Source organism: Dyella sp. Tek66A03 (assembly GCF_052567735.1).
In genome coordinates this window covers 4,962,050-4,987,392 of record NZ_CP199584.1, presented here as the reverse complement: position 1 = coordinate 4,987,392, position 25,343 = coordinate 4,962,050, and the positions used below count along the sequence as shown (strand labels likewise).

25 protein-coding genes are annotated in these 25,343 nt (G+C 65.2%); 16 read left to right on the top strand and 9 right to left on the bottom strand.

The features are described 5' to 3' along the window. Nucleotides 1-48 precede the first annotated feature (48 nt). Nucleotides 49-303, bottom strand: a complete 255-nt coding sequence (locus tag ACT01B_RS22070) for a hypothetical protein (RefSeq protein WP_445145341.1) — start codon at nucleotides 301-303, stop codon at nucleotides 49-51. A 188-nt stretch (nucleotides 304-491) separates the two neighbouring features. Between ACT01B_RS22070 and aroE the strand changes: the two genes are divergently transcribed. The 4 genes from aroE to ACT01B_RS22050 all read left to right on the top strand — a co-directional run bounded on the left by aroE (nucleotide 492) and on the right by ACT01B_RS22050 (nucleotide 5,204). After that, entirely contained in the window at nucleotides 492-1,322 is an 831-nt protein-coding gene (gene aroE, locus ACT01B_RS22065) for a shikimate dehydrogenase (protein ID WP_445145340.1), read from the top strand. A gap of 161 nt (nucleotides 1,323-1,483) precedes the next feature. Beyond that, nucleotides 1,484-3,256 carry a peptide-N4-asparagine amidase gene (locus ACT01B_RS22060; protein ID WP_445145339.1) on the top strand — a complete coding sequence of 591 codons (1,773 nt, stop codon included), beginning with the start codon at nucleotides 1,484-1,486 and terminating at the stop codon, nucleotides 3,254-3,256. Nucleotides 3,257-3,430: 174 nt separating this feature from the next. Then, on the top strand, nucleotides 3,431-4,462 hold the full coding sequence (locus ACT01B_RS22055; protein ID WP_445145338.1) for an energy transducer TonB: 1,032 nt from the start codon (nucleotides 3,431-3,433) through the stop codon (nucleotides 4,460-4,462). A 202-nt stretch (nucleotides 4,463-4,664) separates the two neighbouring features. Continuing rightward, nucleotides 4,665-5,204 carry a hypothetical protein gene (locus ACT01B_RS22050; protein WP_445145337.1) on the top strand — a complete coding sequence of 180 codons (540 nt, stop codon included), beginning with the start codon at nucleotides 4,665-4,667 and terminating at the stop codon, nucleotides 5,202-5,204. A gap of 106 nt (nucleotides 5,205-5,310) precedes the next feature. Here ACT01B_RS22050 and ACT01B_RS22045 read toward each other — a convergent pair whose 3' ends face one another. Then, nucleotides 5,311-5,847, bottom strand: a complete 537-nt coding sequence (locus tag ACT01B_RS22045; protein WP_445145336.1) for a gamma carbonic anhydrase family protein — start codon at nucleotides 5,845-5,847, stop codon at nucleotides 5,311-5,313. Between the two features lie 100 nt (nucleotides 5,848-5,947). Next, nucleotides 5,948-7,675, bottom strand: a complete 1,728-nt coding sequence (locus tag ACT01B_RS22040) for a patatin-like phospholipase family protein (protein WP_445145335.1) — start codon at nucleotides 7,673-7,675, stop codon at nucleotides 5,948-5,950. Between the two features lie 152 nt (nucleotides 7,676-7,827). Here ACT01B_RS22040 and ACT01B_RS22035 point away from each other — a divergent pair, with 152 nt between their 5' ends. From ACT01B_RS22035 to ACT01B_RS21990, 10 genes are all read left to right on the top strand, one after another. Then, nucleotides 7,828-9,870 (top strand): M3 family metallopeptidase, encoded by a 2,043-nt coding sequence (locus ACT01B_RS22035; RefSeq protein WP_445145334.1) that lies wholly within the window; start codon nucleotides 7,828-7,830, stop codon nucleotides 9,868-9,870. A gap of 34 nt (nucleotides 9,871-9,904) precedes the next feature. Beyond that, nucleotides 9,905-10,684, top strand: coding sequence for an exodeoxyribonuclease III (xth, locus tag ACT01B_RS22030; protein ID WP_445145333.1), 780 nt, complete (start codon nucleotides 9,905-9,907; stop codon nucleotides 10,682-10,684). Between the two features lie 42 nt (nucleotides 10,685-10,726). After that, nucleotides 10,727-11,404 (top strand): YecA/YgfB family protein, encoded by a 678-nt coding sequence (locus ACT01B_RS22025; RefSeq protein ID WP_445145332.1) that lies wholly within the window; start codon nucleotides 10,727-10,729, stop codon nucleotides 11,402-11,404. Nucleotides 11,405-11,520: 116 nt separating this feature from the next. Further along, nucleotides 11,521-12,354, top strand: a complete 834-nt coding sequence (locus ACT01B_RS22020) for a pirin family protein (protein ID WP_445145331.1) — start codon at nucleotides 11,521-11,523, stop codon at nucleotides 12,352-12,354. A 380-nt stretch (nucleotides 12,355-12,734) separates the two neighbouring features. Then, a complete protein-coding gene (locus tag ACT01B_RS22015) occupies nucleotides 12,735-13,193 on the top strand; it encodes an SPFH domain-containing protein (protein WP_445145330.1) in 459 nt (152 codons plus the stop codon). A 204-nt stretch (nucleotides 13,194-13,397) separates the two neighbouring features. Next, nucleotides 13,398-14,033: a 16S rRNA (guanine(527)-N(7))-methyltransferase RsmG gene (rsmG, locus tag ACT01B_RS22010; protein WP_445145329.1), complete on the top strand. Its 636-nt coding sequence runs from the start codon at nucleotides 13,398-13,400 to the stop codon at nucleotides 14,031-14,033. 40 nt (nucleotides 14,034-14,073) lie between these two features. After that, nucleotides 14,074-14,943 (top strand): ParA family protein, encoded by an 870-nt coding sequence (locus ACT01B_RS22005; protein WP_445145328.1) that lies wholly within the window; start codon nucleotides 14,074-14,076, stop codon nucleotides 14,941-14,943. Between the two features lie 2 nt (nucleotides 14,944-14,945). Further along, entirely contained in the window at nucleotides 14,946-15,815 is an 870-nt protein-coding gene (locus ACT01B_RS22000; protein WP_445145327.1) for a ParB/RepB/Spo0J family partition protein, read from the top strand. A gap of 163 nt (nucleotides 15,816-15,978) precedes the next feature. After that, entirely contained in the window at nucleotides 15,979-16,695 is a 717-nt protein-coding gene (locus ACT01B_RS21995; RefSeq protein ID WP_445145326.1) for a glycosyltransferase, read from the top strand. Nucleotides 16,696-16,867: 172 nt separating this feature from the next. Continuing rightward, a complete protein-coding gene (locus tag ACT01B_RS21990; RefSeq protein WP_445145325.1) occupies nucleotides 16,868-17,236 on the top strand; it encodes a DUF488 domain-containing protein in 369 nt (122 codons plus the stop codon). Here the strand turns inward: ACT01B_RS21990 and ACT01B_RS21985 are convergent. Further along, nucleotides 17,214-18,173: a patatin-like phospholipase family protein gene (locus ACT01B_RS21985; RefSeq protein WP_445145324.1), complete on the bottom strand. Its 960-nt coding sequence runs from the start codon at nucleotides 18,171-18,173 to the stop codon at nucleotides 17,214-17,216. The genes ACT01B_RS21990 and ACT01B_RS21985 overlap by 23 nt on opposite strands. 85 nt (nucleotides 18,174-18,258) lie before the next feature. Continuing rightward, a complete protein-coding gene (locus ACT01B_RS21980) occupies nucleotides 18,259-19,242 on the bottom strand; it encodes a helix-turn-helix transcriptional regulator (protein WP_445145323.1) in 984 nt (327 codons plus the stop codon). 144 nt (nucleotides 19,243-19,386) lie between these two features. Between ACT01B_RS21980 and ACT01B_RS21975 the strand changes: the two genes are divergently transcribed. Beyond that, the gene (locus tag ACT01B_RS21975) at nucleotides 19,387-20,286 is read left to right on the top strand and encodes a hypothetical protein (RefSeq protein WP_445145322.1); all 900 of its coding nucleotides are present in this window, start codon (nucleotides 19,387-19,389) and stop codon (nucleotides 20,284-20,286) included. Between the two features lie 114 nt (nucleotides 20,287-20,400). After that, complete coding sequence (locus tag ACT01B_RS21970; protein WP_445145321.1) at nucleotides 20,401-21,228, top strand: DUF481 domain-containing protein; 828 nt, start codon at nucleotides 20,401-20,403, stop codon at nucleotides 21,226-21,228. A 187-nt stretch (nucleotides 21,229-21,415) separates the two neighbouring features. On the opposite strand, the gene hemC is transcribed toward ACT01B_RS21970, so the two are convergent. The 4 genes from hemC to ACT01B_RS21950 form a co-directional block, all read right to left on the bottom strand. Beyond that, complete coding sequence (gene hemC, locus ACT01B_RS21965; protein WP_445145320.1) at nucleotides 21,416-22,333, bottom strand: hydroxymethylbilane synthase; 918 nt, start codon at nucleotides 22,331-22,333, stop codon at nucleotides 21,416-21,418. A 208-nt stretch (nucleotides 22,334-22,541) separates the two neighbouring features. Then, nucleotides 22,542-23,246, bottom strand: a complete 705-nt coding sequence (locus ACT01B_RS21960; RefSeq protein ID WP_445145319.1) for a LytR/AlgR family response regulator transcription factor — start codon at nucleotides 23,244-23,246, stop codon at nucleotides 22,542-22,544. An 11-nt stretch (nucleotides 23,247-23,257) separates the two neighbouring features. Continuing rightward, a complete protein-coding gene (locus ACT01B_RS21955) occupies nucleotides 23,258-24,304 on the bottom strand; it encodes a sensor histidine kinase (RefSeq protein WP_445145318.1) in 1,047 nt (348 codons plus the stop codon). 189 nt (nucleotides 24,305-24,493) lie between these two features. Next, nucleotides 24,494-25,159 (bottom strand): alpha/beta hydrolase, encoded by a 666-nt coding sequence (locus ACT01B_RS21950; protein ID WP_445145317.1) that lies wholly within the window; start codon nucleotides 25,157-25,159, stop codon nucleotides 24,494-24,496. Nucleotides 25,160-25,343: the final 184 nt, after the last annotated feature.

The following is a 25,343-nucleotide window of genomic DNA, read 5'->3' as shown; positions in this document are numbered from 1 at the left end:
AGCTTCCGCGATCCACTGCCAAGTGAATTCGATGAGGGCCGCTGCGGCCTAGTTCCAGATCAGCCGGGAAGGGGCCTGCCGACGACGGCGCAGCGCGCTCAGCAACTGGCGTGGCAGCGCCGGTTCAAGCGCCAGCAGCACGATCAATGGCGCGCCGATCAACCAGAAAGCCGGGGTCCAGCCCAGCGACCGCGTATGTACCGGCACCAGGGTGGTCGCCAGCAAGGCGCCACCGGCCAGCAACCACAGCAGGGCGCCGCCGAGCAGGCGTTCATGATGGGCGGTATCGAGCTTCGGTCGCATGGCGGTGGTCCGTTCGTGTCGGGTGGACGCACTCTGCACCGGCCCGATCTCAAAACCTGCGATGGCTGGCTGGAGGCCGCCTCGGAGGTCATGACGAGCGTCCAGGACGCTTGATCCCCGCTAAAATGGAGCACTCGGACCAGCCGGGCATGGCCAGACGGTCAACCAAGCACGTCTAAGGAGTGCGCATGAATGCAGGACAATTCGCGGTGTTTGGCCACCCCATCAGCCATTCGCTGTCGCCGCAGATCCATCAGGCCTTCGCGCGCCAGTTCGGGCTGGAGCTGAGATATCTCACCATCGATGCCGCGCCCATTGATTTCGAATCGGCGGTGCGCGAGTTCTTCGCTGAGGGTGGCCGTGGCGCCAACGTCACCTTGCCGCACAAGACCGCTGCCTTTGCCATGGCGGATGAACGCAGCGAGGCTGCCAAGCGTGCGCGTAGCGCCAATGTGCTCACTTCCCTGCCCGGTGGCCGGATCGCCGCCCACAACACCGACGGCGCCGGCATGGTGCGCGACATCACCGAGCGCCACAGCGTTGACCTGCGCGGTCATACCGCCTTGCTGCTCGGTGCGGGCGGTGCCGCCCAGGGCGTGGCCTGGGCACTGCTCGACGCCGGCGTGGAAACCCTGACCATCGTCAACCGCTCGCCTCAAGCGGCCGATGCGCTGGCCGACGCCATCGGCGACCCGGCGCGCGCGCACTCGCGTTATTGGGAAGACCTGGCCGGGCTGGGCGCGTTCGACATGATCGTCCATGCCACCTCGGCGGGCGTACTCGGCAAGTCGCTCGACTTGCCCTTCGCCATCGTTGGCAATCGCGCACTCTGCTACGACCTCTCCTACGGCAACGCGGCCACGGGCTTCCTGGCCTGGGCGCGAACCGCCGGTGCGCGCTACGCCTTCGATGGCCTCGGCATGCTGGTGGAAACCGCCGCCGACACGTTCGAGCTGTGGCATGGCCGTCGCCCGGATACCGATCCCGTCTACGCCGAACTGCGCAAGCAATACGCTTGAACGTGGACGCGCGCTGCCTGACGCTTTCTTCACGACCCTGTTCACAGAACTACGCGCTAGGGGAATGACGGACGGCTGGACGTCCCTGTGCTGAAGACGCCGCGCCGGGGCGCGTGCTAGCGTGCGCGGCGCGGGGGGGCACATCGCGGGGAGTGAACGTCATGGTGCCTGAGGGTTTTGTCCGCCGTCGTCTGGCGGTTGCCGTACTGTTGGCCACGCTTGCTGGCAGCGGCTTCGTCGCGCCGGCCCAGGCTGATCCGGTCGTTGGCTCGAACAACGTTGTCGTGGCCGATCCGACTGTGCCCCGCCCTCCGGGGCAGCCCTGTGTGGTGACCTTGTTCACCGACCTGACGTTCACCGACTTCAACACCCGGCCCTACAGCTATACCCCACCTGCCACGTGCAGCGGGAGCTGGGCCAAGGTGGTACTCGAAGCCGATTTTTCCGTGACCGCGGGTCGCCAGTTCGACCGCACGGCCACGCTGTGGCTTGGCGGGGTGAACCTGTATTTCGGCACCACGCAGGAGCCCTCCGCCACGGTGTCGCCGGCCTGGCACGTGGAGCGCGATCTGACCGACTACGCGGCCTTGCTGCGCAGTGCCGGCCAGGGCCAGGCGATCATCGGCAACGTCGTCGACAGCACATATACCGGCGTGATCCACGGGAGTGCGCGCCTGCTGTTCTATCCTGCCACCGCCCAGGCGCGTGCAGCAGAGGTGCCCGACGCGGTGTATCCGCTCGGCGCCGATCCGGTGGGCAGCACGACCACCTTGAACACATCGACCGACAAGCTGGCCAGGACGCTGACGCTGCCGCGCAACGTGGAGCGCGCCTATCTGGATATCTTCACGCAAAGCCAGAGCGGCGACGAGTTCTGGTACACGTGTGTGCCCAATGCCTACGCCGCACAGGCCCAGGAATGCGGTGGCGGCAACTTCCGCGAGGCGGAGATCAGCATCGACGGGCAAGCCGCCGGCGTCGCGCCGGTGTATCCGTGGATCTATACCGGCGGCATCGATCCGTACCTGTGGCGGCCGACACCTGGGGTGCAGACGCTGAACTTCATGCCTTACCGCATCGACCTAACGCCGTTCGCTGGACAACTCAGTGATGGCAGCCCGCACGAAGTGGCGGTGCAGGTGGCCGGTGCCAACGGTTACTTCTCCGCCACCGCGACCTTACTGGTGTATCGCGACGCCCATGCGCAGCAGGTCACCGGCTCGATGACGCGCAATACCCTGGTCGGTCAGGCGCCGACGCCGACCATCGGCAGTACCCTGGCAACGGCCAGCAATGGCGATGTGAGTGGCGATATCACCACCAGGATCGAGCGCAAGTTCGTGATCGAGGGCGTTGCCCATACATCACACGGTGCGGTAACCAGCACGGTGACGCAGACGGTGGGATTTGACGACGTTCAGCGCTTCACCATCAATAGCAGCACCTATCGCCAGCAGACGTTTCAGCGCACCTGGGCCGATAGCGTCAGCCAGCACCGTATCGGCGCTGTTCCCACGACAGAACAGCGCGAACGGGTCAGCTACCCGTTCACGCTCGACTACAACCAGCAAGTTGCCAGCGATGGCAACATCAGCGCCGCCACTACGGTGCACCAGGGCTATCACCAGCATGGCGAGAGCCGCCTGTTCGGCATACCGCTATATGCTGCCGACGTGGACAACGCGGTGGATAGCGCCGATACCTTGGCCATCAACGCCGCCGGCGCCGTGACCGGGCATAGCGGGCAACAGAGTGCGCAGGCCTTCGCGTTCCATGATTCGCTCGGCGGCTGCTATCGCACGTCGCTGACCACGCAGGCCGGCGCGCTCGCCAGCTACACCACGGGACAGGGCTGCCCGGATCATCGCAATCGCGTGTCATGGTTCGCCCATCCCGATGGTTCGCCGGAAAGTAGCTTCTCGCCCGGTCATTGAACGCAGCCAAGTCGCCGTGATAGCACACGCATCGCGATCAGGGACGATCGCTTTGTGTGATGCGGTTCGCATTCGCTGACGGCGGGCAACCTCACCGCAACAAGATTTCACTAAGCTGGCGCGCCCGTCGGCGCGCTTGTGCGCTGGCCCCCACTAATCACTTCGGCGCCGCCCATGCCATCCGCTTCCTTGCGTCGTCGTACCGAGGGTGTTGCCCGCTACGCCCTGCTCATCGTCATCGTGCTCGTGGCCCTCGCCGCTGGCGTGATCTTCTACTTGCTGAGATCCCGCGCCGACAGCGACGAGCCTTCGACCGTGGTGGTAGCGGCAGCGGGACCCATCATCCGTGCAGGAGCAGGTACGGCCGAGCTGCTGCAGCATGCGCGCCAGGCCATGGCCGAGCAGCGTCTGCTGTCGCCAGCAGGCAACAATGCCTTCGAGCTCTATCTCGCCGTGCTAAAGCGCGAGCCGGGCAACCGAGTTGCGCAGGATGCGTTGCGCGAAATCTTTCCGTTCGCCGCCACGGCCGCCGAACAGACCATCGACCAGGGCGATGATGCCGAGTCGAAGCGGCAGATCGCCTTGCTGACGCTGGCCGATCCGCAGAACTACACGCTGACGTTATTGCAGGCCAAACTGCAGGCGCAGCGTGACGCGGTCGCTCAGCGGTCACAGCAGGCGCAGCCAGTGCCGGCTAGCCAAAAAAGCGTGCAGCCGGCTGCGACCGTCGCGACGGCGAACCGCGCGGTCGCTCCGGTCGTACCCGTGGCCGCGCTGGCGCCAACGCCGGCACCGTCGCTGGACAAACCTGCAAGCGGACCTACCGCTGCAGAGCAGGCCTTGGCAAAGCTGCAGGTGGAATCCACGCCGATCAAGGCCGCACCGAAGGCCGCCGCACCGCGCGCGCCAGCTGTGGTTGCCGTGGCGGACGCACAAGGCACGGTTGCTCCCGCCCTTACGCATCGCGTCGAACCGCTCTACCCCCGCGACGCACGCCTCACGCGCCAACAGGGCTGGGTGGACGTCATCTTCACTGTGCAGCCCGATGGCTCCGTCGGCGCTGCCAGCGTGGCCGACGCCGACCCCAAGCACGTATTCGATCGCGCCGCGCTGAGCGCCGTGACGCGATGGACCTTCACGCCCGGGATGCAGGACGGCAAGGCAGTGGCTTCCCAGTTGCGGCAGCGCATCGAGTTCCGCCTTTAAGGCGGGACCGGCAGCGGCGTGATCGCCGCCCATGGATACCTGCCGGCGGGTCCTTGCGCATTGGATGGACGTCCAATTGCAGCGCCGACAATTTCGCGCAAGTCACATCGCTGACATCAATCGCCGTTAATGTGACAGTTCCGCCGGGACGCCTGAGGGGCAGTCGTTCCCGCGTGCGGATTCGACCCAACAAGCGGCTGTCATGTCTCGTTTCGCTACTCTTGCACCACGTCAGCGTGCCCTCGCCGCCGCCATCGTGGTGGCGCTTGCACTCGCGGGCGCTGCGTTCTGGTCCCTTCACGGTGCGAAGGGCGGCTCAGCCACCGTTTCCATGGACGGCCAAACGTCCGCTGCCAAGGACGATGGTGGCGTCGGCATCCTGCTTGACCTGGCCAAGACGGCCGTAGGCGAGAATCGTCTCGTCGCTCCGGCAGGCAGCAATGCCTATGAGTTCTATCTCAGCGTGCTCCAGCTCGACCCCAGCAACAAGGCCGCGCTGGATGAGCTGCATGATTCGTTTCCCACGGCATCGGCTGATGTGGAGCGCGCGATCAACAACAACGAACTTGACGAGGCGCAGCGCGAGCTATCGCTGCTGCGAGAGTTCGACAGCACCAACTACATCCTCTCGCTGCTCGGCGGCAAGCTGGATGCCCAGCGGCAGATCGTGATCCGCCAGGACGAGGCACGCGCTGCCGTTATCCAGTCGCAGCAGTCGGCTGCCAGCGGCGCGACGCCGTAACCTGTCGGTGTTGTGTAGGAGCGCACCCTGTGCGCGATCACGGCGTCACTGCTCCGTGGGTTGATGGCGCACAGGGCGCGCTCCTACAACACCGACCAACGAGGCGTCATCCGGCGGCGAGGTATTCGTCCTTCAAGCGGACATAGTTATCCGCCGAGTAGTGCAGCTGTTCGATTTGCCGGTCGCTGAGCAGACGCACGAACTTGGCCGGATTGCCCAGCCATAGCTCGCGCTCGCCTACCACCTTGCCCGGCGGTATCAAGCTGCCGGCTCCGACGAAACCGTACTTCTTGACAGTGGCGCCATCGAGCACGCTGGCGTGCATGCCGATCAGGCAGTAGTCCTCGATGGTACAGGCGTGAAGCACCGCGCCGTGTCCGATGGTGACGCCCTCGCCCACGATGGTGGGGAAGCCGCCCGGCGAATACGGGCCATCGTGGGTGACGTGGATGACGGCGCCGTCCTGCACGTTGCTGCGTGCGCCAACGCGGATGAAGTGCACATCGCCGCGCAACACGGCACCCGGCCAGATCGATACATCGTCGCCGAGATCGACCGCGCCGATAACCGTAGCGGCCGGGTCGACATACACGCGGTGGTGCAGCGTGGGCCAGATGCCCTTGTATTTGCGTAGAGAATCCATGCGCTTATGGTACCGCCTCGTTGGTTCGTGTGTAGGAGCGCACCCTGTGCGCGATCACGGCGTCACCGCTCCGTTGGTTGATTGCGCACAGGGTGCGCTCCTACAGGTTTTCCCGCGCCTGCGCCTCGAGCATCTTGAGCGTGTGCTGATAGCCGGACTCGATCGCGCGCTGCCAGTCCTTCCAGTCCAGCATGCCGACGTGCTCCAGCGGTGGTGTGAGCAGTAGATCGGCGCGCGCGCGGCGATGTTCGCTCGGCCCTTCGCTGTTGACCATGGCCGCCCGCACCAGCGTGGAAACCAGGCCCGGCCGCTGGATCTCTTGGCGTTTCAGCAGCAATCGCCATAACGGTGGCGTGGCGAATTCTTCCGCGGTGGTGAGCAGGGAGATATCGGCGCGGATGTCGACTGCCGTGATATGCGCGATGCCGTCATCGGCCATGACGTCGGTGGGCAGGTTGTCGACCAGTGCGCCATCGACGTAGACACGACCGTGATGCAGCACCGGTGGCAGCACGCCGGGTATGGCGCTGGAGGCGCGCAGCCACAGCCACAACGGGCCGCGTCGATGCACCACCATACCCTCGCCGGAAAGGCAGGTAGAGACGCAGAAGTACGGCAGCGAGAGATCCTCGATATCCAGCGCGCCAAACGCGCGCCGGAGCATCGCCGCCGCCCGGCGGCCGCGGGTGAGCGCGATGATCGGCAGGGTCCAATCCGACAATGGGCGGCCCTCGACGAAGCTGCGGCGGAAGGTTTCAACCATCGCGTCCAGTTCCCAGCCGCTGGCGACGCCGGCGCCAATGATGGCGCCGATGCTGGTGCCGCCCACGGCATCGAAGCCTTGGCCGGCCTCGAGCAACGCGCGCAGCGCGCCCAGGTGGGCCAGGCCGCGCGCGCCACCACCAGCGAGCACCAGTCCACGCGCGTGACCACTGATAAGCCGCGCCAGCCGTCCGATATCGGCCCGGCCGCCGACATGATGGTGTTGCAGCTCACCACTGAAGGGGGCACGCCAGCGCTGGGCGCAGCCGAGGCTGGGCTGGCGCCCCGCGTGCAACAGAATGAGATGGCGCGGGCGATGGCCGGCGCGCGACGGATGCATGGGGATCGCCTCGGGCCAGGGGCGTGCTGGTTGTGAGGCAAGCGCGGGTAGTAGCAACACGTCGGCCTGGCGCAGGCAACGCTGGCGCCAGTGCACATCGCCGGTCGTGTCCAGATAGATGACGAAACGGGCCTGGGCTTCGCGCTCGGCGAACCAGTCGCTGCCGCGGCCGGCACCGTGTTCGGCGTCGATCACGATGCAGCTACCCCAATGCTCCAGTTCCATGGCGAGCTGCATGGCCAGCGAGCGTGCCGGTACCTCCGGACTCACCGGCAGCAAGGCGAAGGTGCGCGGCGTGCCGCGATCCTGCTCGCCCCGCATGCGCTCCTGCAGCCGTGCGATGGCCACCCGCGCCACCCCCAACATGGCCTGTGGATAGCGGCTTGCGAGGGCTTCGTAGGCCGTGCGATCCAGCCGCAGCAGCTCCGAATCGCGCAAGGCGCGGACGGTGTACTGACGGCTCTCGCCGGTGATCAGGCCGATTTCTCCCAGGCTGTCGCCCGCGGCTACCAGGCGCACCCGATCGGTAGGGCTGTCGAATACGCCCAGGCTGCCGCTGACCACCAGATACAGCGCGTCCGCCGGGTCGCCCTGTCGAAACAGCGCGCGTCCGCCGGGCAGGGAAAACCACTGAAGTTCGGGAGCCAGCGCGACCAGCGCCTCATCCTCCAAATGCCCGAACACGTCGCAACGACGCAGCAGGGCGGAAAAATCAGGCTTCGACATGGGGGCATGGTACGGCGGGCCCTGTGACAATTCGTGAGAGCCGGCGGGTTCCTAAGGGCAACGCAGCTTGATTTCGGCCAGGTGGCTCGCCACGCTGGCGGCCATCCGCCGGCCCGCCGCCAGGCAGCCGGGCGGAGAACCGAGGAGATTCCATGGAACACGACAATCCGCTGCTGGCCGACGACACCTTGCCGGCGTTTTCGCAGATCCGCCCCGAGCACGTGACACCAGCGATCGACACTATCCTGGCGGACTACCGTAGCGGCATCGATGCGTTGACCGCGCCCGGCGCGCCGCACGACTTCGCCAGCGTGATGCTCACCCAGGAGCGATTGGAACAACGCCTGGCACGCGCCTGGGCACCGGTCAGTCACCTGCACTCGGTCGCCGACAGTGAGGCGCTGCGCCAGGTCTATGGTCCGGCTGAGGAGCAGCTCACCGACCACGCCATCGAACTGGGCCAGAACCGCGCCCTCTACCAGGCCGTGCAGGCGCTGGCCGATGCAGCGGACTTCGCCACCCTGCCGCGCCCCGAACGCGCGCTGGTGGAACATGCCTTGCGAGACTTCCATCTGTCCGGCGTGGCCCTGGAAGAACCGGCGCGGTCGCGCTACCGCGAGATCGGCGTCGAACTGAGCCGGCTTTCCACCGAATTTTCCAACGCCGTGCTCGACGCCACCGACGCCTGGCACGAGCACATCACCGACGAGCGCGATCTCGCCGGTATTCCCGAATCCGGTTGCGCCGTGCTGCGCCAGTACGCCAAGGACCACGAGCTGGACGGTTACCTGGTCACGCTCAAGCAGCCCAGTGTGCAAGCCGTGCTTACCTATGCTGATAACCGTGGCCTGCGCGAGCGCGTCTACTGGGCCTACCAGACACGCGCCTCCGACCAGGGCCCGCAGGCGGGCAAGTTCGATAACAGCGAGCGCATCGAGCGCATTCTGGCGCTGCGCCACGAAGCCGCCCAGCTGCTCGGTTTCGTCAATGCCGCCGAGGAATCACTGGCGACCAAGATGGCCGGCTCGCCGGCCCAGGTGATGGAATTCCTGCAGGACCTCGCCACCCGTGCCAAACCGGTTGCGCGCGCCGAACTGACCCAGCTGCGCGAGTTCGCCACCAACGAACTGAAACTCGACAACCTCGAATCCTGGGATGTGGGTTACGCGTCAGAGAAACTGCGCCAGCAGCAATACGACCTGGACGAGGAACAGCTGAAGCCGTACTTCCCGCTGCCGGCGGTGATCGATGGCCTGTTTGATCTCACCCACCGGCTCTATGGCATTTCGCTCAGCGAGCGCGAAGGCGTCGATGTGTGGCATCCGGAGGTGCGCTACTACGACGTACGCGACGCCGATGGCCGCGTATTCGCTGGCGCCTACGTCGATCTCTATGCGCGTACCGGCAAGCGTGGCGGTGCGTGGATGGACGTATGCCGCGCACGCTTCAGGGATGGCGAGCAGGAACAGCTGCCGGTGGCCTTCCTCACCTGCAACTTCGCGCCGCCGACCGAAGGTCGCCCCGCCCTGCTGGCGCACGACGATGTACTCACCTTGTTCCACGAATTCGGCCATGGCCTGCATCATCTGCTGACCGAGATCGCGCTGCCCTCGATCGGCGGTATCGACGGCGTGGAATGGGACGCGGTGGAACTGCCCAGCCAGTTCATGGAGAACTTCGGCTGGAACCGCGAGGCGCTGGACCTGTTCGCCCGCCACTACGAAACCGGCGAGCGCCTGCCGGACAGCTTGTTCGAGCGCATGCTGGCCGCGCGTCATTTCCACGCGGGCCTGTTCCTGGTGCGCCAGCTCGAATTCGCCATGTTCGACTTCCTGCTGCATCTGGAATACGACCCCGCGCAGGGCGCGCGCACCATGACCGTGCTGGAGCGAGTCCGCCACGAAGTGGCCGTGCTGCATCCGCCGGCCTGGCAGCGCTTTCCTCATGCGTTCTCGCACATCTTCGCTGGCGGTTACTCGGCCGGTTACTACAGTTATCTGTGGGCTGAGCTGCTAAGCGCCGACGCGTTCGGTGAATTTGAGGAACACGGCGTGATCGATCGCGCTACCGGCGATCGCTTCCGCCGCGAGGTCCTCGCGGTTGGCGCCAGCCGCCCCGCGCTGGAAAGCTTCATCGCCTTCCGCGGCCGCGCACCGGAGCCGGAAGCGCTGCTGAAGAGTCACGGGTTGGCCTGACGGCGACGATGACGGCATCGCTTACAATGCGCCCATGAAAATAGCCTCATGGAACGTGAATTCGCTCAAGGTGCGCATGCCGCATCTGACGGAGTGGCTGGCCGAAGCGAAGCCGGATGTCGTGGCCTTGCAGGAAACCAAGCTGGAAGATGCGAAGTTCCCGGTCGACGAACTCGCCGCGGCCGGGTATCGCGCGGTGTTCTCCGGACAGAAGACCTATAACGGCGTGGCCTTGCTGGCCCGCGCCGATGTGCAGGGCGATTTCGAGGACGTCGTCACCGACATCCCGAAGCTGGACGATCCGCAGCGGCGCATTCTCGCCGCGACGATTGGTGGCGTGCGTGTGGTCGACCTTTATGTGGTCAACGGCAAGGCGGTAGGTGATGAGAAATATGCCTACAAGCTGGACTGGCTAGCCAAAATGCGCGAGTTCCTGGCGGGCGAGATCGAACGGCACCCGAACCTGGTGGTGCTGGGCGATTTCAACATCGCGCCAGACGACCGCGACGTCTACGACCCGGTCGCCTGGGGCGAGGATATTCTGTGCTCACCGCCGGAGCGCGAGGCGCTGAAACACATCACCGAACTGGGCCTGCACGACAGCTTCCGGCTGTTCGAACCAGCTGGTGAACACTTCAGTTGGTGGGACTACCGTCAGGGTGCGTTCCGGCGCAACATGGGTTTGCGTATCGACCTGATCCTGATCGGTGACGCCCTGAAGTCCGCGGCAACGGCGGCAGCCATCGACCGCACACCGCGACGTTGGGAACGACCGTCCGATCACACGCCGGTAACGGTGGATCTGGATATCTAAGATCTCGGTCGCGCGCGCGACCGGTTTGCACACAGGCAGCCGATGAATACACCCAAGACCGAATGGCCCAGTTCGCTGGACGACAACGAACTCGACGAACTGGACCAATACCTGCGCGCCCATGTCGGCGAAGGCGAATTGCTGTTGGATGGCGTGCACGGTCTGCTGTCCGCGTTGACCGTCGGCCCGATCCAGGTGCTGCCGGAAGAGTGGTTGCCAGAAGTGCTGCACGAGCCATTCGCCGATGAGCAGGAGGGCAATCGCGTGTTGGCCCTGCTGGCCAAGCTCAACGATTCGATCAGCGCCGAACTCGACGTGGATGCCTACGAGCCGATCCTGGGCGAAGTGGAAACCGAGGCCGGTCCCGTGCTGTCCGCCGCAGGCTGGTGCGAGGGCTTCAGTCGCGGCATCGATCTGCGCGCAGGGCTTTGGGAAACCCGCCTGGCCGACGATCCGGAGCTGATGGAATTGCTCGGTCCGGTGATGGCGCTGGCAGTGGACGAAGGCATCCTCAATGCCGACACCGAGTTCGAGAAACTCAGCGACGACGAATACGACGAATGCCTCTCCCAGGTGCCAGGCGTGCTGAGTGCGGTGAACCAGTACTGGCACGAGCATCCCGCCACCGAAGCCGAACTGGAAGCGGCGGTTCGTCCGGACGAGAGCGAAGAGCCGCAAGTGACACCGCCGCGCCAGCGCAGCGGGCATTGGGTGCATTAAGCCCGAACGACTCGCCTTTCTCGCTGCAGACGAAACAGTCCGTTCCGGCTTCGGCTCTTGGGCGCCACCCCTGTCGGCATCATCATGGGTGGCAGACCATTCCACCGGAGCAAGCCATGACTGAGCGCAGCATCCTCCGCCGCATTCGCGGCATCGACACGTCGGACGGCGCGGGCGTCAAGCTCAAGCGCGTCATCGGTCAGCCGGGGCTGGACATGCTCGACCCGTTCCTGCTGCTGGACGAATTCCGTTCCGACCAGGCGGGCGACTACATCGCCGGCTTCCCCGAGCATCCGCATCGCGGTTTCGAGACCGTGACCTACATGCTCGCCGGCCATATGAAGCATCAGGACAACCACGGCAACAGCGGTGACCTCACGCCAGGCAGCGTGCAGTGGATGACCGCCGGCCGCGGCATCCTGCATTCGGAAATGCCGGTGCAGGAAGACGGCCTGATGTGGGGCTTCCAGCTGTGGGTGAACCTGCCCGCGAAGGACAAGATGATCGCGCCGCGCTACCAGGACATCGGTCCCGAACGCATTCCGGTGGCGCATCCGGCCGATGGCGTCGAAGTCAAAGTGATCGCAGGCGAGTTCGGCGGCGTGACCGGCCCCGTGGCCGAGATCGTGACCCAGCCGATCTACCTGGATATCGCCTTGCAGCCAGGTGCCGCCATCGAGATCCCGTTGCCGGAAGGCCATGCCGGCTTTGCCTACGTGTTCGAAGGCAAGGACGCCGAGGTGGGCGGCGAGCCGTTGGCACGCAGCGAGCTGGGTGTGCTTTCGCGCAATGGCACGCTGCGCATTGCCGGTCGCGACACGGCGACCCGCGTCCTGCTGGTTGCCGGCAAGCCGCTCAACGAGGCAGTGACCCGCTACGGGCCGTTCGTGATGAACACGCCGGAGCAGATCCACGAAGCCATCACGGATTTTCGGGCGGGCAAGTTCTGAAAGCGGTATTCAACCGCCATGTGATTGACGAGCGCCCCGGTTAATCCGGGGCGCTTCGTATCTGCCCCTGGCCAAATCGGATAGACCCCGGCAAAGGCGTTTGGCACGCCTCTCGCTTCGTTCAAGTGCGACCCGGGAAGTGCCGTTAAAGACACTGTTGTAGGGGAATCCGGCGGCGGGGTAGCACGGGTGGCGCTGTTGTTGCATGCCATCCGTGTTGCCACCGGCTTCACAGAATCAAATAGTTAGCCCAAACAACTGATTGTAAAAATCTTGTTCCGCCGTTAAATTAAGATTAATACTAGGGGGCGCAAGTGGCTGTACTATCAACCTACAGTTATTTGCGAAGAATCCTTACATAACTAGCTGTATTTAATGCCATGAATGCCCTGATTACGCTCGTTGTCCTCACCTTGATCGCGACCTTCGCGTCGTCGCTCAAGCGCGTGCCGGCCGACCAGGTCCATAGCCTTTATCGGCGCGGCAAACCCTATCGCCTGTTGCAGCCAGGCACGCATATGGCGCTGCCGCTGGTCGACCACGTCGTGCACCGGATCAAGCTCAGTGGCCAGGTGCTGCGCTTCCAGGAGCCGCTGCCGAACGCGCATGGTGTGAGCGGCACGGTGTATTGGCAGGTGCTGGAGCCCGAGCGCGCCGATGCGGTCATCGAGCAGGCGGATCAGCTGATTCGCGGGGGCGCCCTGGCGGCGCTGCGGCAGGAGCCAGAGGCTTACAGCGCGGACCGTCGCGACCTGGGTTCGCGCCTCAAGCAAGCCATGAACAGCGCGCTGCGCGAGCGCGGCATGATGGTGACGCGGGTGGAGTTGGAGTTTGCCTGATTGAAGCTGGCCTGATCGAAGTTGGCCTGATCGGCACTGGCGCCGATCAGGTCTTGGCGACGTTGCCCCAGAGCGACCGCCACAGGGGAACTTCTTGAAACCCGCTACGGCGGGTTTTTCTTTGCCGTCGTTGGCGTCGCGCTGGCATCGGAGACACCGTGCCCGGATACTTCGGCCCCTTCCGCACTCCCAAGGTACTGCCGCATGACTTCCCGCCACGACCTGCAAACCCAGCTGGAACGCGGTATCGCCGCGCTCGGTCTGCAGCTGCCGGCGAATGCGGTGGCGCGCCTGCTCGACTACCAGGAGCTGCTGGCGCGCTGGAACGCCACCTACAACCTCACCGCCGTGCGCGAGCCATCCGAGATGGTCACGCGTCATCTGCTCGATTCGCTGGCGATCCTGCCGTACGTAAGGGGTGAGACGCTGGCCGACCTGGGTACGGGACCAGGCCTGCCGGGCATCCCGCTGGCGATTGCGGCGCCAGGCCGACAGATCCTGCTGGTCGATTCCAACGGCAAAAAGGTCCGTTTCCTGCGCGAGGCGATTCGCTCGCTGAAGCTCGAAGGCGTGCGCGCCGTGCAGTCGCGCGTGGAAGAGGTGGAAGGCCAGTTCGACTGCATCACCGCGCGCGCCTTTGCCAGCCTCGCCGACATGTTGGCCTGGGGTGGTCACCTTTTGACCAAGGAGGGCATCTGGCTGGCCATGAAAGGCAAGCGTCCCGATGACGAAATACCCGGGGTGCCGGCGGATTTCGAAGTGCGTGGCATGCATGCCCTGGGCGTACCGGGTCTCGATGGCGAGCGGCATCTCGTCGTGCTCGGCCGGGCAGGCTGCTAATCTAACCGCCATTTCACTCGTTCACGGTATCGACGACACCATGGCCCGCATCATCGCTGTCGCCAACCAGAAGGGCGGCGTCGGCAAGACGACCACCGCCGTCAACCTCGCCGCCGCGCTCGCCGCCGCCAAGCGCAAGGTGCTGCTGGTCGATTTCGACCCGCAGGGCAATGCCACCATGGCGTCGGGCGTCGACAAGCGCATGGCCAAGCCCAACGGCTGCGAAGTGCTCCTGGACGAGGCGCCGATCGAACAGGCGATCGTGCGGACCGAGGCGAATTACGACCTGCTGCCCGGCAATGGCGACCTGACCGCGGCCGAATTGAAATTGATGGACGCGATCGCCCGCGAAAGCCGGCTCAAGGAGCAGTTGGCCAAGGTGGCCCATCGCTACGACACCATCCTGATCGACTGCCCACCTTCGCTGCACCTGCTCACGCTCAACGCGCTGACCGCCGCGAACGGCCTGCTGATTCCCGTGCAGTGCGAGTACTTCGCCCTGGAAGGTCTGTCCAGCCTGCTCGATACGGTGAAGGCGGTGCGTCAGCGACTCAATCCGGCGCTGGAAATCGAAGGCCTGCTGCGCACCATGTACGACGTGCGCAACAACCTCGGCAACGAAGTGTCGGCGCAGCTTACCCATCACTTCGGCGACAAGGTGTTGCGCTCGATCATTCCACGCAACGTGCGCCTGGCCGAAGCGCCCAGTCACGGCCAGCCGATCCACCTGTACGATCGCAGCTCGCGTGGCGCGATTGCCTATATCGGCCTTGCCGGTGAAATGATCCGCCGCGAACGCGGGCACGTCGCCGCCGCGGTGCACGAGCATGCCGGCGGAGTCGTGGCGGTAGCGCTGCACGACGACACCGACGAGACGCTCGACGATATCGTCGACATCCATCAGGAGTAAGCATGTCCGCTGCGAAAAAACGGGGGCTCGGACGTGGGCTCGACGCGCTGCTTGGCGGTGACGGCGCAGGTTTGCCGTCGGTGATCGAGCAGGAAGGCGAGCTGCGTATGTTGCCGATCCAGCAGATCCAGCCGGGCAAGTACCAGCCACGCCGCCATTGGAACGACGAGGCGCTGGACGAACTGGCCGCCTCGATCCGCGCGCAGGGCCTGATCCAGCCGGTGGTGGTTCGCGCCATTGGCAAGAACAGCTATGAACTGATCGCCGGCGAACGCCGCTGGCGCGCCGCGCAACGTGCGCAGCTGAGCGAGCTGCCGGCGCTGGTGAAGGACGTGCCGGAAGTCGCGGTACCGGCGATGGCGCTGATCGAGAACATCCAGCGCCAGGACCTCACCCCGCTGGAAGAAGCCGATGCGCTCAAGCGGCTGATCGACGATTTCGACCTCACCCACCAGCAGGCCGCCGACGCCGTGGGCCGCTCGCGCGCCGCCGTGTCCAACCTGCTGCGCCTGACCGAGCTGCCCCATTCCATCAAGAAGCTGCTCGACGAAAGCAAGCTTGAGATGGGCCATGCCCGTTGCCTGCTGACCTTGCCCGAAAGCCTCGCCGAAGGGCTCGCGCTGGAAGCGGCGCGCAACGGCTGGAGCGTGCGCGAGCTTGAGGAAGCCGCCCGCCGCGCGCAGACCGAGCCCAAGGGCAAGGCCAAGCATGCGCCGTCGCGCGACCCGAATATCGCCGACCTGGAGCGCCAGCTGGCCGAGCGCTTCGCCACCCGCGTCGAACTGGCGCAGGGCCGTGGTGGCCGCGGCAAGCTGGTCATTCACTATCACAGCAACGACGAGCTGGAAGGCATTCTCGGCAAGATTCGCTGAGGCTCGGCGAGGCCGATCTTTATCCCGTCATTCCAGCTTTCGCTGGGATGACGGGCTTTGAAGGGTGGCGACATAGCGCGCCCTCTCCTGACGCCGCTGCCCCAACCCACTAGAATGGCGCCCTGGCGCCGCGCGCCCTTATTGTTTTAGACAAGGCCCAACCATGCCCCAAGTGTCCGTCGTCGTGCCGGTATTCAACGAGCGCGACAACATCCCGCCGCTGCTCGCCGAAATCGCCGCCGCCCTGCGTGGCAAGGTCGAGTTCGAGATCGTCTACGTCGACGACGATTCCAGTGACGACAGCGTGGCCGTGCTTGCGGCGGAAAAGCCCAGCTATCCGGAACTGCGCATCGTGCGTCACCTCACCCGTAGCGGCCAGAGCACGGCGGTGTGGAATGGCGTGCGCGCCGCGCGTTCGCCGTGGATCGCCACGCTGGATGGCGACGGCCAAAACGACCCCGCCGACATCCCCAAGCTACTGGCGGCGCGTCAGGGCGCGCCGGAGAACGTGCGCCTGTTCGCCGGCTGGCGTACCACGCGTCGCGACAGCTTCAACAAGCGCATCTCCTCCAAGATCGCCAATGCGGTGCGTTCGCGCATGCTCAAGGACGCCACGCCGGATACTGGTTGCGGCCTCAAGCTGTTCGATCGCGAGGTGTTCCTGCGCCTGCCCTATTTCGATCACATGCACCGCTACCTGCCGGCGCTGGTCAAGCGCGCCGGTTTCCAGAGCAACAGCGTGCCGGTCGGTCACCGTCCGCGTACGGCGGGCACGTCCAAGTACGGCATGCTCGATCGTCTTTGGGTCGGCCTTGCCGACCTGCGTGGCGTCGCCTGGCTGATGCGCCGCGGCAAGGTCACCCAGGTCGAAGAAATCTAGGCCCTCTGCTCTATCCGTAGGAGCGCACCCTGTGCGCGACAAACCTACGTAGCGGCAAGACCGTGATCGCGCACAGGGTGCGCTCCTACATCGACATCGCCCCTACCGATCTCATGACGTGTCTTTCATCGGCGTATGCTGATGATTCCCCCTTTGGGGAGGCCGCCCGCCCATGAGTTTTGCCGTTAAGCGCGTCTACGAACCCGCCGCCGCGGACGATGGCTACCGCGTGCTGGTCGATCGCCTATGGCCGCGTGGGCTGAAGAAGGAAGACGCTGCGCTGGATGCCTGGACCAAGGAGTTGGCGCCCTCACCCGCGCTGCGAAAATGGTTCGGCCACGATCCGGCGCGCTGGGAAGGATTCCGCCATCGCTATGCCACCGAGCTCGATGCCGCCGCCGAGCATTGGCGGCCGTTGGCGACGCAGGCATCGCGACACCGCATCACCTTGCTGTTCGGCGCACGCGACGAGGAACACAACAACGCGGTGGCGCTCAAGTGCTATCTGGATGCGTGGCTCAAGGCTCACGGGCCCCATTGAGGCGACGTGTCGGCTGCCAGTGGGAGAGCGCCCGCCGCACCTGCATGCGGCCCAGTTCGATCAATTCGCGCGCGCGATAGAACTCGTACACGGTAGCGACGTTGCGAGGCATGCGGATCAGCAGGTCCGGCTCATAGGCGGCCAGGCGCAGCCGCGAGAGATTGGCCTGCATCAGGTCCATCGACTGCGTCAGCAACTCGAGCATGCCCGGTTCGCGAGGTTTCTCCGCACCGTGCGGAATCAATTTGCCGAGGAACTCGCCGACGCGCTCCCGATAGCTGTCGGGAGCGTCGGTCTTGGTGGCGGATATTTCTTCCGGCGTGGAAAATTCGGGAGGGCCATCCATGCTGACCGCAAACAGGAAGTCCGCGGTTTCGCGGATGAGCGGCGTCACCGGTACGGGATTGAGCAGACCCCCATCGACCAGCCGCCGATCCTCCAGCGTATGCGGACGAAACACCGTTGGAATGGCAATCGATGCACGAATGGCATCGAACAGCGAACCTCGCGTGAGCCAGACCTCGCGCTCGCGGTCCAGATCGGTGGCAACTGCGGTAAAGGCCAGCGGCAGCTCTTCGATGCGGGCATCGCCGATCAGTTGGCGTAGCGTGCCGATGATGCGTTCGCCCTTGATCAGGCCGCCGCCGGAGAACGTCCAGTCGACCAGGCGCAGCACATCCAGCTTGGCCAGCGAGCAAACCCAGTCGCTATACACCTCGAGCTTGCCCATGGCGTAGACGCCGCCGATCAGCGCGCCCATGGAGGTGCCAGCGATGGCGACGATTTCGTAGCCTTGCGCTTCGATCTCCTGGATCGCGCCGATATGCGCCAATCCCTTGGCGCCGCCGGAACCAAGTGCCAGCGCGACGGTCGGTTTGCGGGTGGACTTGTTTTCCGCAGGCGTGGCAGAGGATGGGGCGATGTCGCTAGGACTCATGGAAGGTACGGCGTGGCGGCGGTCAGCGCTAGCCTCACCGCGGGCGTGTCCCAATGCAAGCCGTTCCGCAAAGATGCCGTTGCGTTCAGCGCGGCGGAGGCTGGTAGCCGCCGAGAGCCAGCTGCAATTGGATCTTCATCTCCTCGCGCAGCGACAGCGGCGCGACCACTTCCGCATCCGGACCGTACTTGAGCACGTCCATCAGCAGTTCCTTGGAATTGGAATAAGGCACCTGCAACTCGTAGCGACCGTCGGACAGCCATTCGCCCTTCTGTTGCGAATGCCAGTGTTCGTCGGCAACCCAGCGCGCGGCATGCTGGGAGAAGCGCAGCGTCGCCCAGGCTTTCGGCTTGCCGGCGAAGATGCCGTAGCTGGATGCGAGCGCGTCATTGAGCTCGTTCTCTGCCACGTCACGCGCGGCTTGATCCAGTGCCTGCGGTTCGGCGATGCGATCCACCGCAAAGCTGCGCAGTGCTTCGCGGTCGTGATCCCACACATCCAGGTACCAGTTGTCGCGGTAATGCGTCAGCCGTTGTGGCGACACCGTGCGATGGCTGTCGGCATTGGTGGTGCGCGCGCGATAACGGAAGCGCAGTTGCTTGCGCTCAAGCACGGCGCCGGCCACGATGCGGAATACCTGTTGGTCGAGCGTGCGCTCGCCCCATGCGATCACGCGTATGCGTTCGATCGGCAGTGCCTTGCCGCTACCCTGATCGGAAAGCAGATGTTCGATGCGTGCCTTGAACGGCGCCAGCGCACCGGCCAGCACGCCGGGTCCGCTGCGTCCGATCAATTCGTTGAGTGCGAGCAGCGCAGCGAGTTCGTCGGAAGTAAGCCAAAGGCCAGGCAGCTCGAAGCGTTCGCCTTCACCGATCGCGTAGCGGAACGCGGCGTGTTCGCCACCGGCGCTTTCGATCGGCGCACCCAGTGCATCGCGCAGAAACGCCACGTCGCGATACAACGTGGCACGCGAGCACTCCAGCTCGTCCATCAGACGCGGCAGGGGCACGGGATAGTGCGCCGACTTGAGCAATCGGTGCAGGGTCAGAATGCGCTCGTAACGATCCATGAAATGATTTTCGACGGCAGCCTCTGCGTAGCATGCGCACCCTAGACGATTGTCGCAAGTCCACCATGTGGTGGAGATGGAACAAAACGCACTAAGGGTGGTCCGCCCGTGATGCGTCCTTCACATAGCGAAGACAGAAAACTCATGAAGCAACCTGGCGACACGGAGCAGTCCACCATCAGCAGCGATGGCGGTCCGATACTTGCGCATCCCCTGCGCCTAGGTGCCATGCTGCTGCAGGTGCTTGCTTTTAGCGGCTACGGGCTGTGGATGCTGCTGGGGCTGGTACTGGCGGTGGGCATCTATAGCCCCGCGCGCGGCGATGCCTTGGTAGCGCTGGCTTTGGGCGGCTCACTCATCGGCATCGGGTTGATCGCGGCGTGCCTGCGCGCACGCGCGATGCCAACCTGGCACGGCTGGCGCATCGTCGAAAGCCCGCGACCGACGCGTGAGGCGCTGATCGCGCTGGCGACGTTTCTGCCCATGCTGGCGGTCGCGGGTCTCGTGCGAGGCGACAACGCCTTTTGGGCTACCCGCCTGGCGGGCGCCGCGTTGGCGTTGTGCAGTCTGGCGACCTTGATCCTAACGGCCCGAGGCGACATTCCCGCGCGGGCCCCCCAGATGGACAGTCGCATCGATGCGCAACTGCCGCTCAGCCGCGTGGTGTCGGCCGCGTATGGCGGCGGCCTGTGGTTGTGGGTATGCGTGACCGGCCAGGACGGTGGTGGCCTTTTCGGCGGCAGCTTGCCCTGGATCGTCGGCCTGCTGATGTTGGGGCTGCTACGCGGCCTGGTCGAGGGCATGCGCTGGCAGACCCTGCTGGCCCGGTTTCCGGGCCCGCGCATACGCCTGGAACTGCAGCCGCGGCGCTATCTGGCCGCCGTACTGGCTTATGCCGTGCCGTCCGTGGCGCTGTTGCTGACCAGTTTCGACGAAGGCCGCGTATTGTTGTCGGCCGTGGCCGCGGTCAGCTGTACGCTTGGCCTATGCGGTGAGCTGAGTTTGTATGATGGGGCCTTGCCGACGATTCCCGCCAGCCGCTGAAACGGCCATCTGAAGCCGTTTTAGCCGGATTTGAGGCTACTTGTTCACAGGCAGTTCAATCCACCCCGTTAAGGTGGCGGCCTGCTTTTATTTAACGAAAATGGAATAAATCCCATGAAGAAGACTTTGATGGCGGGCGCCTTGCTCGCCGCGCTGGTAAGTTTTGGCGCTCAGGCCGACGATGCGGCCGCCAGCAATCCCTCCGCCAGCAATCCGGCCGACAATGGCGGCTGGAGCGGCTCGGGCGAATTCGGCTTTGCCTCGTCCTACGGCAACTCCCGCTCGGAAAACATCAACGCCAAGCTGGGTCTGAACCAGGAAAATGACATGTGGAAGAACAATTTCTTCCTCACCGGCCTGCGTTCTAAAGCCGATGTGCAGTTCGTGGACGCCAACGGCAACACGACCCACCAGCTCACCACCACGGCCAATCGCTATGACGTCGGCGCCTCGGTGGGCTTCAAGCTCGATCCGCGCAGCTACATCGTGACCGCCACCCGCTACGAGCATGACGATTTCGGCGCCAACCTGTGGCAGAGCATCATCTCGGTCGGCTACGGCTATATCGCGCTGAAGACCGAAAGCACCGAGCTGTCGTTCGAAGCCGGTCCGGGTTACAAGCGTTATCGCCCGGCCGATCTCACCGTGGCGGTGAATGGCGCGAGCACCCGCGAGCAGCAGGACACGCAGAGTGAAGCCGTGGGCCGTGGTCTGATCAACTACAAGTACCGCCTCACCGACAACACGGCACTCGAGAATACGCTGCTGATCGAAGCGGGCTCGCAGAACAAGTACTACCAGAACGACATCGGCATGTCGGTCAGCATGACCAAGAAGATGGCGCTGAAGCTCGGTTACCAGGTGCGTTACAACAGCGACGTGCAGCAGGACACCAAGCACACCGATACGCTGCTCACCACCAACCTGCTCTACAACTTCTAAGACGCTGGTTCCCGCTTTTGTAGGGGCGCACCCTGTGCGCGACAAAGCGGCAGGACTGCCGCTTTGCACAGCGGGAGCTGCCCGCAGGGCGAGGGCCAAGGATGGCCCGAGTGAAAAGTCCACGTAGCCGTGAAGCCCTGATCGCGCACAGGGTGCGCTCCTACAACCACAGGGGGCGTGGTTCCGGTCAGTGGCCCAGCAGCTTGTCTGCGCCTTGCGCGAACAAGGCGTCGGCAACCTGCTGACCCAGCGTGATGGCCTGATCGCCATCGGCCTGCGCTTCGGCCAGCAACAGGCGGCCGCTGTTGACGTCGCCGACCATGCCGCGCAGGTGCAGGCCGCGTTCGGTCAGCGTGCACCAGGCACCTACAGGAACGGTGCAGCTGCCGCCCAGCGCGTGATTCATGGCACGCTCGGCGGTCACCGCCAGACGCGTGTCGGCATCATCGAGTACAGCCAGCAGCTCCAGCACATCAGGCTGATCGTTGCGCGCTTCGATGGCGATGGCCGCCTGTCCCGGTGCCGGCAACCAGTCCGGTGCGGTGAGGCGGCTGCGGATGCGAGCCGCCAAACCAAGTCGCTCCAGGCCAGCGCACGCCAGCACGATCGCCTCGTAGTGGCCAGCATCGAGCTTGGCCAGACGCGTGCCAACATTGCCGCGCAGATCCAGCAAGCTGAGGTCGGGTCGCACGGCGCGCAACTGCGCCTGGCGTCGCAGCGAGGACGTGCCCACATGGGCGCCGAGCGGCAGTGCGGCGAGATCGCTGAAATCATTGCTCACGAAGGCATCGGCGGCGTCCGCGCGGGGCAGGATGGCGGGCAGGCTAAAGCCCGGCTCCAGTTCGGCAGGGACGTCCTTGAGCGAATGCACGGCGAGGTCTGCGCGCCCTTCGAGCATGGCCACTTCCAGTTCCTTGAGGAACAAGCCCTTGCCACCGATGGTGGCCAGCGGTTTGTCGAGGATCTCGTCACCCCGCGTCGACATCGGCACCAATTCAACCCGTAGGCCGGGATGGGCAGCGCGCAGTTCGGCGGCGACGTGCTCGGCTTGCCAAAGTGCGAGCGCGCTCTTGCGGGTGGCGATGCGCAGGATGGATAAGGTCATGTAGGGTCTCAATAAAGGCGCCGCGCGCGGCGTCAGTGGGTACCGACATTGTGGCGCAATTGCATGGGGGACGCAGACCCGAAGTGCGTCAGGCATCGTCGCGGCGCTGCACGGGCACCATGGCCGGGACTCCCGTGGCGGGCTCCGGCGCCAGCTGTTTCGTCGATCGCCCGAACGTCTTGAACCGGCGCCTGGATCAGCGCTCGGTTCAACCCATGCGCAGCAGCTTGCGCAAGATCGGCAGGTTTCGGCGGCTGACTTCGGGAGTGAGTTCGGTGCCGCTGAGCCGCGCCAGCACGCGGCCATCGGACAGCGTCTTGAGGCCGATCAGGCGCTGGGATGGCACCAGGCAGTTGCGATGCAAACGGATGAGCTGGTCGGGGTAGGCCTCTTCCAGCTGGCGCAGCGATTCTTCCAGCAGCAGCTGGCCGCCACGATGCTGCACCACCACGTACTTTTCCTCAGCCAGCAGGCAGATCACGTCGTCGAGTGCGACGCGCACCTGTTCGCCACCCAGGCGTCCATGCAGATAGCTGACCGCCTCGCGTGGCGCTTGCAGCAGGCGCTGTCGCGCGCGTTGCAAGGCCTCGTTGAGGCGCTCGAGGCGCACCGGCTTGAGCAAATAATCGACGGCACCCAGGTCGAATGCATGCAAGGCGTGGCTTTCGTAGGCCGTGCAGAACACCACCTGCGGTCGCGTCCGGCCGGCAAGCCGCTGGGCCAGCGCGGTGCCGCTCATGCCTGGCATGTTGATGTCGAGCAACAAGACGTCCGGCTGCAGGTCGCCCAGCGCCGCGAGTGCGGCCTCGCTGTCACTCACGCTGCCGGCGATCTCGACCCCGGCGCACTCTCCCAGCAGGGCCGCGAGCCGGGCGCGCGCCAGCGGTTCGTCGTCAACGATCAGTACGCGCATAGAGAGGATCCCTATTCTTGCGGAAGTTGCAGCCGCACCACGAAGCGGTCGCCCATTGGGCTGGCCAGCACGTGCGCGCGGGGACCGTAGCGGTAGGCCACTCGTTGGCGCACGTTGTCCAGTCCGTGCCCGTGCCCGCCCGGCGCGGGATCGCCACCGCGTGGGTTGTCGATCTCGATGATGATGTTGTCGCGCTCGCGCCATCCGCGCAGGATCACTTCACCCCCTTCGCGTAGCGGCTGCACACCATGGCGTACCGCATTCTCGACCAGCGGTTGCAGCAGCATGCGTGGCAGCGGAAACGCGTGCGGGAGTTCGTCCAGTTCGCGCCGCACATGCAGGCGGTCGCCAAGCCGGAGCTGCTCGATGGCGAGGTAGCGATCGACCAGGGTGAGTTCTTCGCCCAGCGTGCCGTCCTGCGTACTGTGCTCACCGAGCGCGGCACGGAACAGTTCCGAGAGATCCTCCACGGTGCGTTCTGCGGCGGCCGGATCGACGCGCACCAGGGCCGCCACCGTATTCATGCTGTTGAACAGGAAATGCGGGCGAATGCGCGCCTGCAGGGCGGCGACCTGGGCCCGCGTGACCGCGGCAAGACGCACCTGCCACTGCGTCAGCACGTAGAAGTAGCGCAGCAGCGCGCCGCCGAGCAGGGCTGCGATCAGCGTGTTGTTGAGCACGAAATCGCCGGTGCTGTCGCTGAGCAGTTCCATCTGCATGGCGGCGTCCATCCAGTGCACCAGCGAACTGCCGCCCGCCACGATCAACACCATCACCGACCACACGCCGGCATACGGCGTCAGGCTCGGCAAGCGCTGCAACAGTGGCCGCAACTTGCACAAGGCCACGCCGATCACCAACGCCAGCCAGTTGGCGAACAGCATGCCCACGCTATAGCCGCGCCAGCCGTGGCCGTTGTTGGGTGCCAGCCACATCACCGTGACCGTGAGCGCAGCGACGACGAGCAGTGCGAAGATCACCGGCGGGCTGCAGAAATCCGGCAGCAGCTGGTGCTCGGGGCGACTGTCGGAGGCGGGCTTGGTGGCAGGGGCCGTCATGCGGCGGAGTATGCCGTATGCATGCGAAGTCTTCCGCGACGCTGCTCACCGGCACCGCGGCGTTCGCGACTCTCCTCACCGTCATCCGAGCTTGACCAGCCTTCGGCTGTTGAGAGCCGCTGGGAGGACGGTGAGGGAGGATGACGGTGAGGGAGGTGACAGCGAGGAAGGTGGTCGCCAATCAAGGTCTCAGCCCGCCAGGCGTGCCGTCATCCACTGGCGCAGATCGAGCACCTCTTCTCCACACACCGAATGCGGCATCGGATAGGTGTGCCAGGCCACCGCGTAGCCCAGCGATTGCAACAGGTCGCGCGAAGCGACGCCGCGGGTGAGCGGCACGATCGGGTCGGCCGTGCCGTGGCCCCAGAAGATCGGCGTGTGGGCGTTGGCCGGGTTGCGTTCGGTCTCGAAGGATTCGTGCAAGGGCAGATAAGTCGACAGAGCCATGATGCCGGCGAGCCTGTCGGCATGACGAAGCCCCGCAGCCAGCGCGATGGCCCCGCCTTGCGAGAAGCCGGCGAGCAGGATGCGCGAGGTAGGCACGCCACGCTCGTTCTCGCGGGCGATCAGCGTCTCGACGCTGGCGATCGACGCGCGCATGCCGGCTTCATCCTGGCGCGAGACCAGATCCACGCCGGCAATGTCGTACCAGGCCCGCATCGGCATGCCGCCGTTAACGGTCACCGGCCGCACCGGCGCGTGCGGAAACACGAAGCGCAGTGCCGGCCAGGCAGACGATACCAGTTCCGGCACGATGGGCGCGAAGTCGTTGCCGTCGGCACCCAGGCCATGCAGCCAGATCACGCTGTGGGTGGGATGGGCGGCGGTTTCGGTTTCGACGGTGGGCAGGGCCATGGGACTTCGCTGGGGCAGGGACGATCGGGAGAAGGATGCCGAATGAGGCTGGCGGGTTGATGTAGCAGAACGCTCGACCCGTGCACCGGGCGACCGGAGCTGGCGGGGCGGCTAACCAATAAGACTAACCGTCGGGGTGGTCATGGCGAAACGGGACCATCGGCGCTTGCCAGCCGACGAGGCT

Coding starts and splice junctions, on each gene's coding strand:
- ACT01B_RS22015 (WP_445145330.1), top strand. CDS start 12,735: ATGAATGCCCTGATTACGCTCGTTGTCCTCACCTTGATCGCGACCTTC.
- aroE (WP_445145340.1), top strand. CDS start 492: ATGAATGCAGGACAATTCGCGGTGTTTGGCCACCCCATCAGCCATTCG.
- ACT01B_RS21955 (WP_445145318.1), bottom strand. CDS start 24,304: ATGACGGCCCCTGCCACCAAGCCCGCCTCCGACAGTCGCCCCGAGCAC.
- ACT01B_RS22005 (WP_445145328.1), top strand. CDS start 14,074: ATGGCCCGCATCATCGCTGTCGCCAACCAGAAGGGCGGCGTCGGCAAG.
- ACT01B_RS22035 (WP_445145334.1), top strand. CDS start 7,828: ATGGAACACGACAATCCGCTGCTGGCCGACGACACCTTGCCGGCGTTT.
- ACT01B_RS21995 (WP_445145326.1), top strand. CDS start 15,979: ATGCCCCAAGTGTCCGTCGTCGTGCCGGTATTCAACGAGCGCGACAAC.
- ACT01B_RS21960 (WP_445145319.1), bottom strand. CDS start 23,246: ATGCGCGTACTGATCGTTGACGACGAACCGCTGGCGCGCGCCCGGCTC.
- ACT01B_RS21980 (WP_445145323.1), bottom strand. CDS start 19,242: ATGGATCGTTACGAGCGCATTCTGACCCTGCACCGATTGCTCAAGTCG.
- ACT01B_RS22025 (WP_445145332.1), top strand. CDS start 10,727: ATGAATACACCCAAGACCGAATGGCCCAGTTCGCTGGACGACAACGAA.
- ACT01B_RS22050 (WP_445145337.1), top strand. CDS start 4,665: ATGTCTCGTTTCGCTACTCTTGCACCACGTCAGCGTGCCCTCGCCGCC.
- ACT01B_RS22020 (WP_445145331.1), top strand. CDS start 11,521: ATGACTGAGCGCAGCATCCTCCGCCGCATTCGCGGCATCGACACGTCG.
- ACT01B_RS22070 (WP_445145341.1), bottom strand. CDS start 303: ATGCGACCGAAGCTCGATACCGCCCATCATGAACGCCTGCTCGGCGGC.
- ACT01B_RS21950 (WP_445145317.1), bottom strand. CDS start 25,159: ATGGCCCTGCCCACCGTCGAAACCGAAACCGCCGCCCATCCCACCCAC.
- ACT01B_RS22040 (WP_445145335.1), bottom strand. CDS start 7,675: ATGTCGAAGCCTGATTTTTCCGCCCTGCTGCGTCGTTGCGACGTGTTC.
- ACT01B_RS21990 (WP_445145325.1), top strand. CDS start 16,868: ATGAGTTTTGCCGTTAAGCGCGTCTACGAACCCGCCGCCGCGGACGAT.
- hemC (WP_445145320.1), bottom strand. CDS start 22,333: ATGACCTTATCCATCCTGCGCATCGCCACCCGCAAGAGCGCGCTCGCA.
- ACT01B_RS22060 (WP_445145339.1), top strand. CDS start 1,484: ATGGTGCCTGAGGGTTTTGTCCGCCGTCGTCTGGCGGTTGCCGTACTG.
- ACT01B_RS22055 (WP_445145338.1), top strand. CDS start 3,431: ATGCCATCCGCTTCCTTGCGTCGTCGTACCGAGGGTGTTGCCCGCTAC.
- ACT01B_RS21970 (WP_445145321.1), top strand. CDS start 20,401: ATGAAGAAGACTTTGATGGCGGGCGCCTTGCTCGCCGCGCTGGTAAGT.
- ACT01B_RS21975 (WP_445145322.1), top strand. CDS start 19,387: ATGAAGCAACCTGGCGACACGGAGCAGTCCACCATCAGCAGCGATGGC.
- ACT01B_RS22045 (WP_445145336.1), bottom strand. CDS start 5,847: ATGGATTCTCTACGCAAATACAAGGGCATCTGGCCCACGCTGCACCAC.
- ACT01B_RS22000 (WP_445145327.1), top strand. CDS start 14,946: ATGTCCGCTGCGAAAAAACGGGGGCTCGGACGTGGGCTCGACGCGCTG.
- ACT01B_RS21985 (WP_445145324.1), bottom strand. CDS start 18,173: ATGAGTCCTAGCGACATCGCCCCATCCTCTGCCACGCCTGCGGAAAAC.
- xth (WP_445145333.1), top strand. CDS start 9,905: ATGAAAATAGCCTCATGGAACGTGAATTCGCTCAAGGTGCGCATGCCG.
- rsmG (WP_445145329.1), top strand. CDS start 13,398: ATGACTTCCCGCCACGACCTGCAAACCCAGCTGGAACGCGGTATCGCC.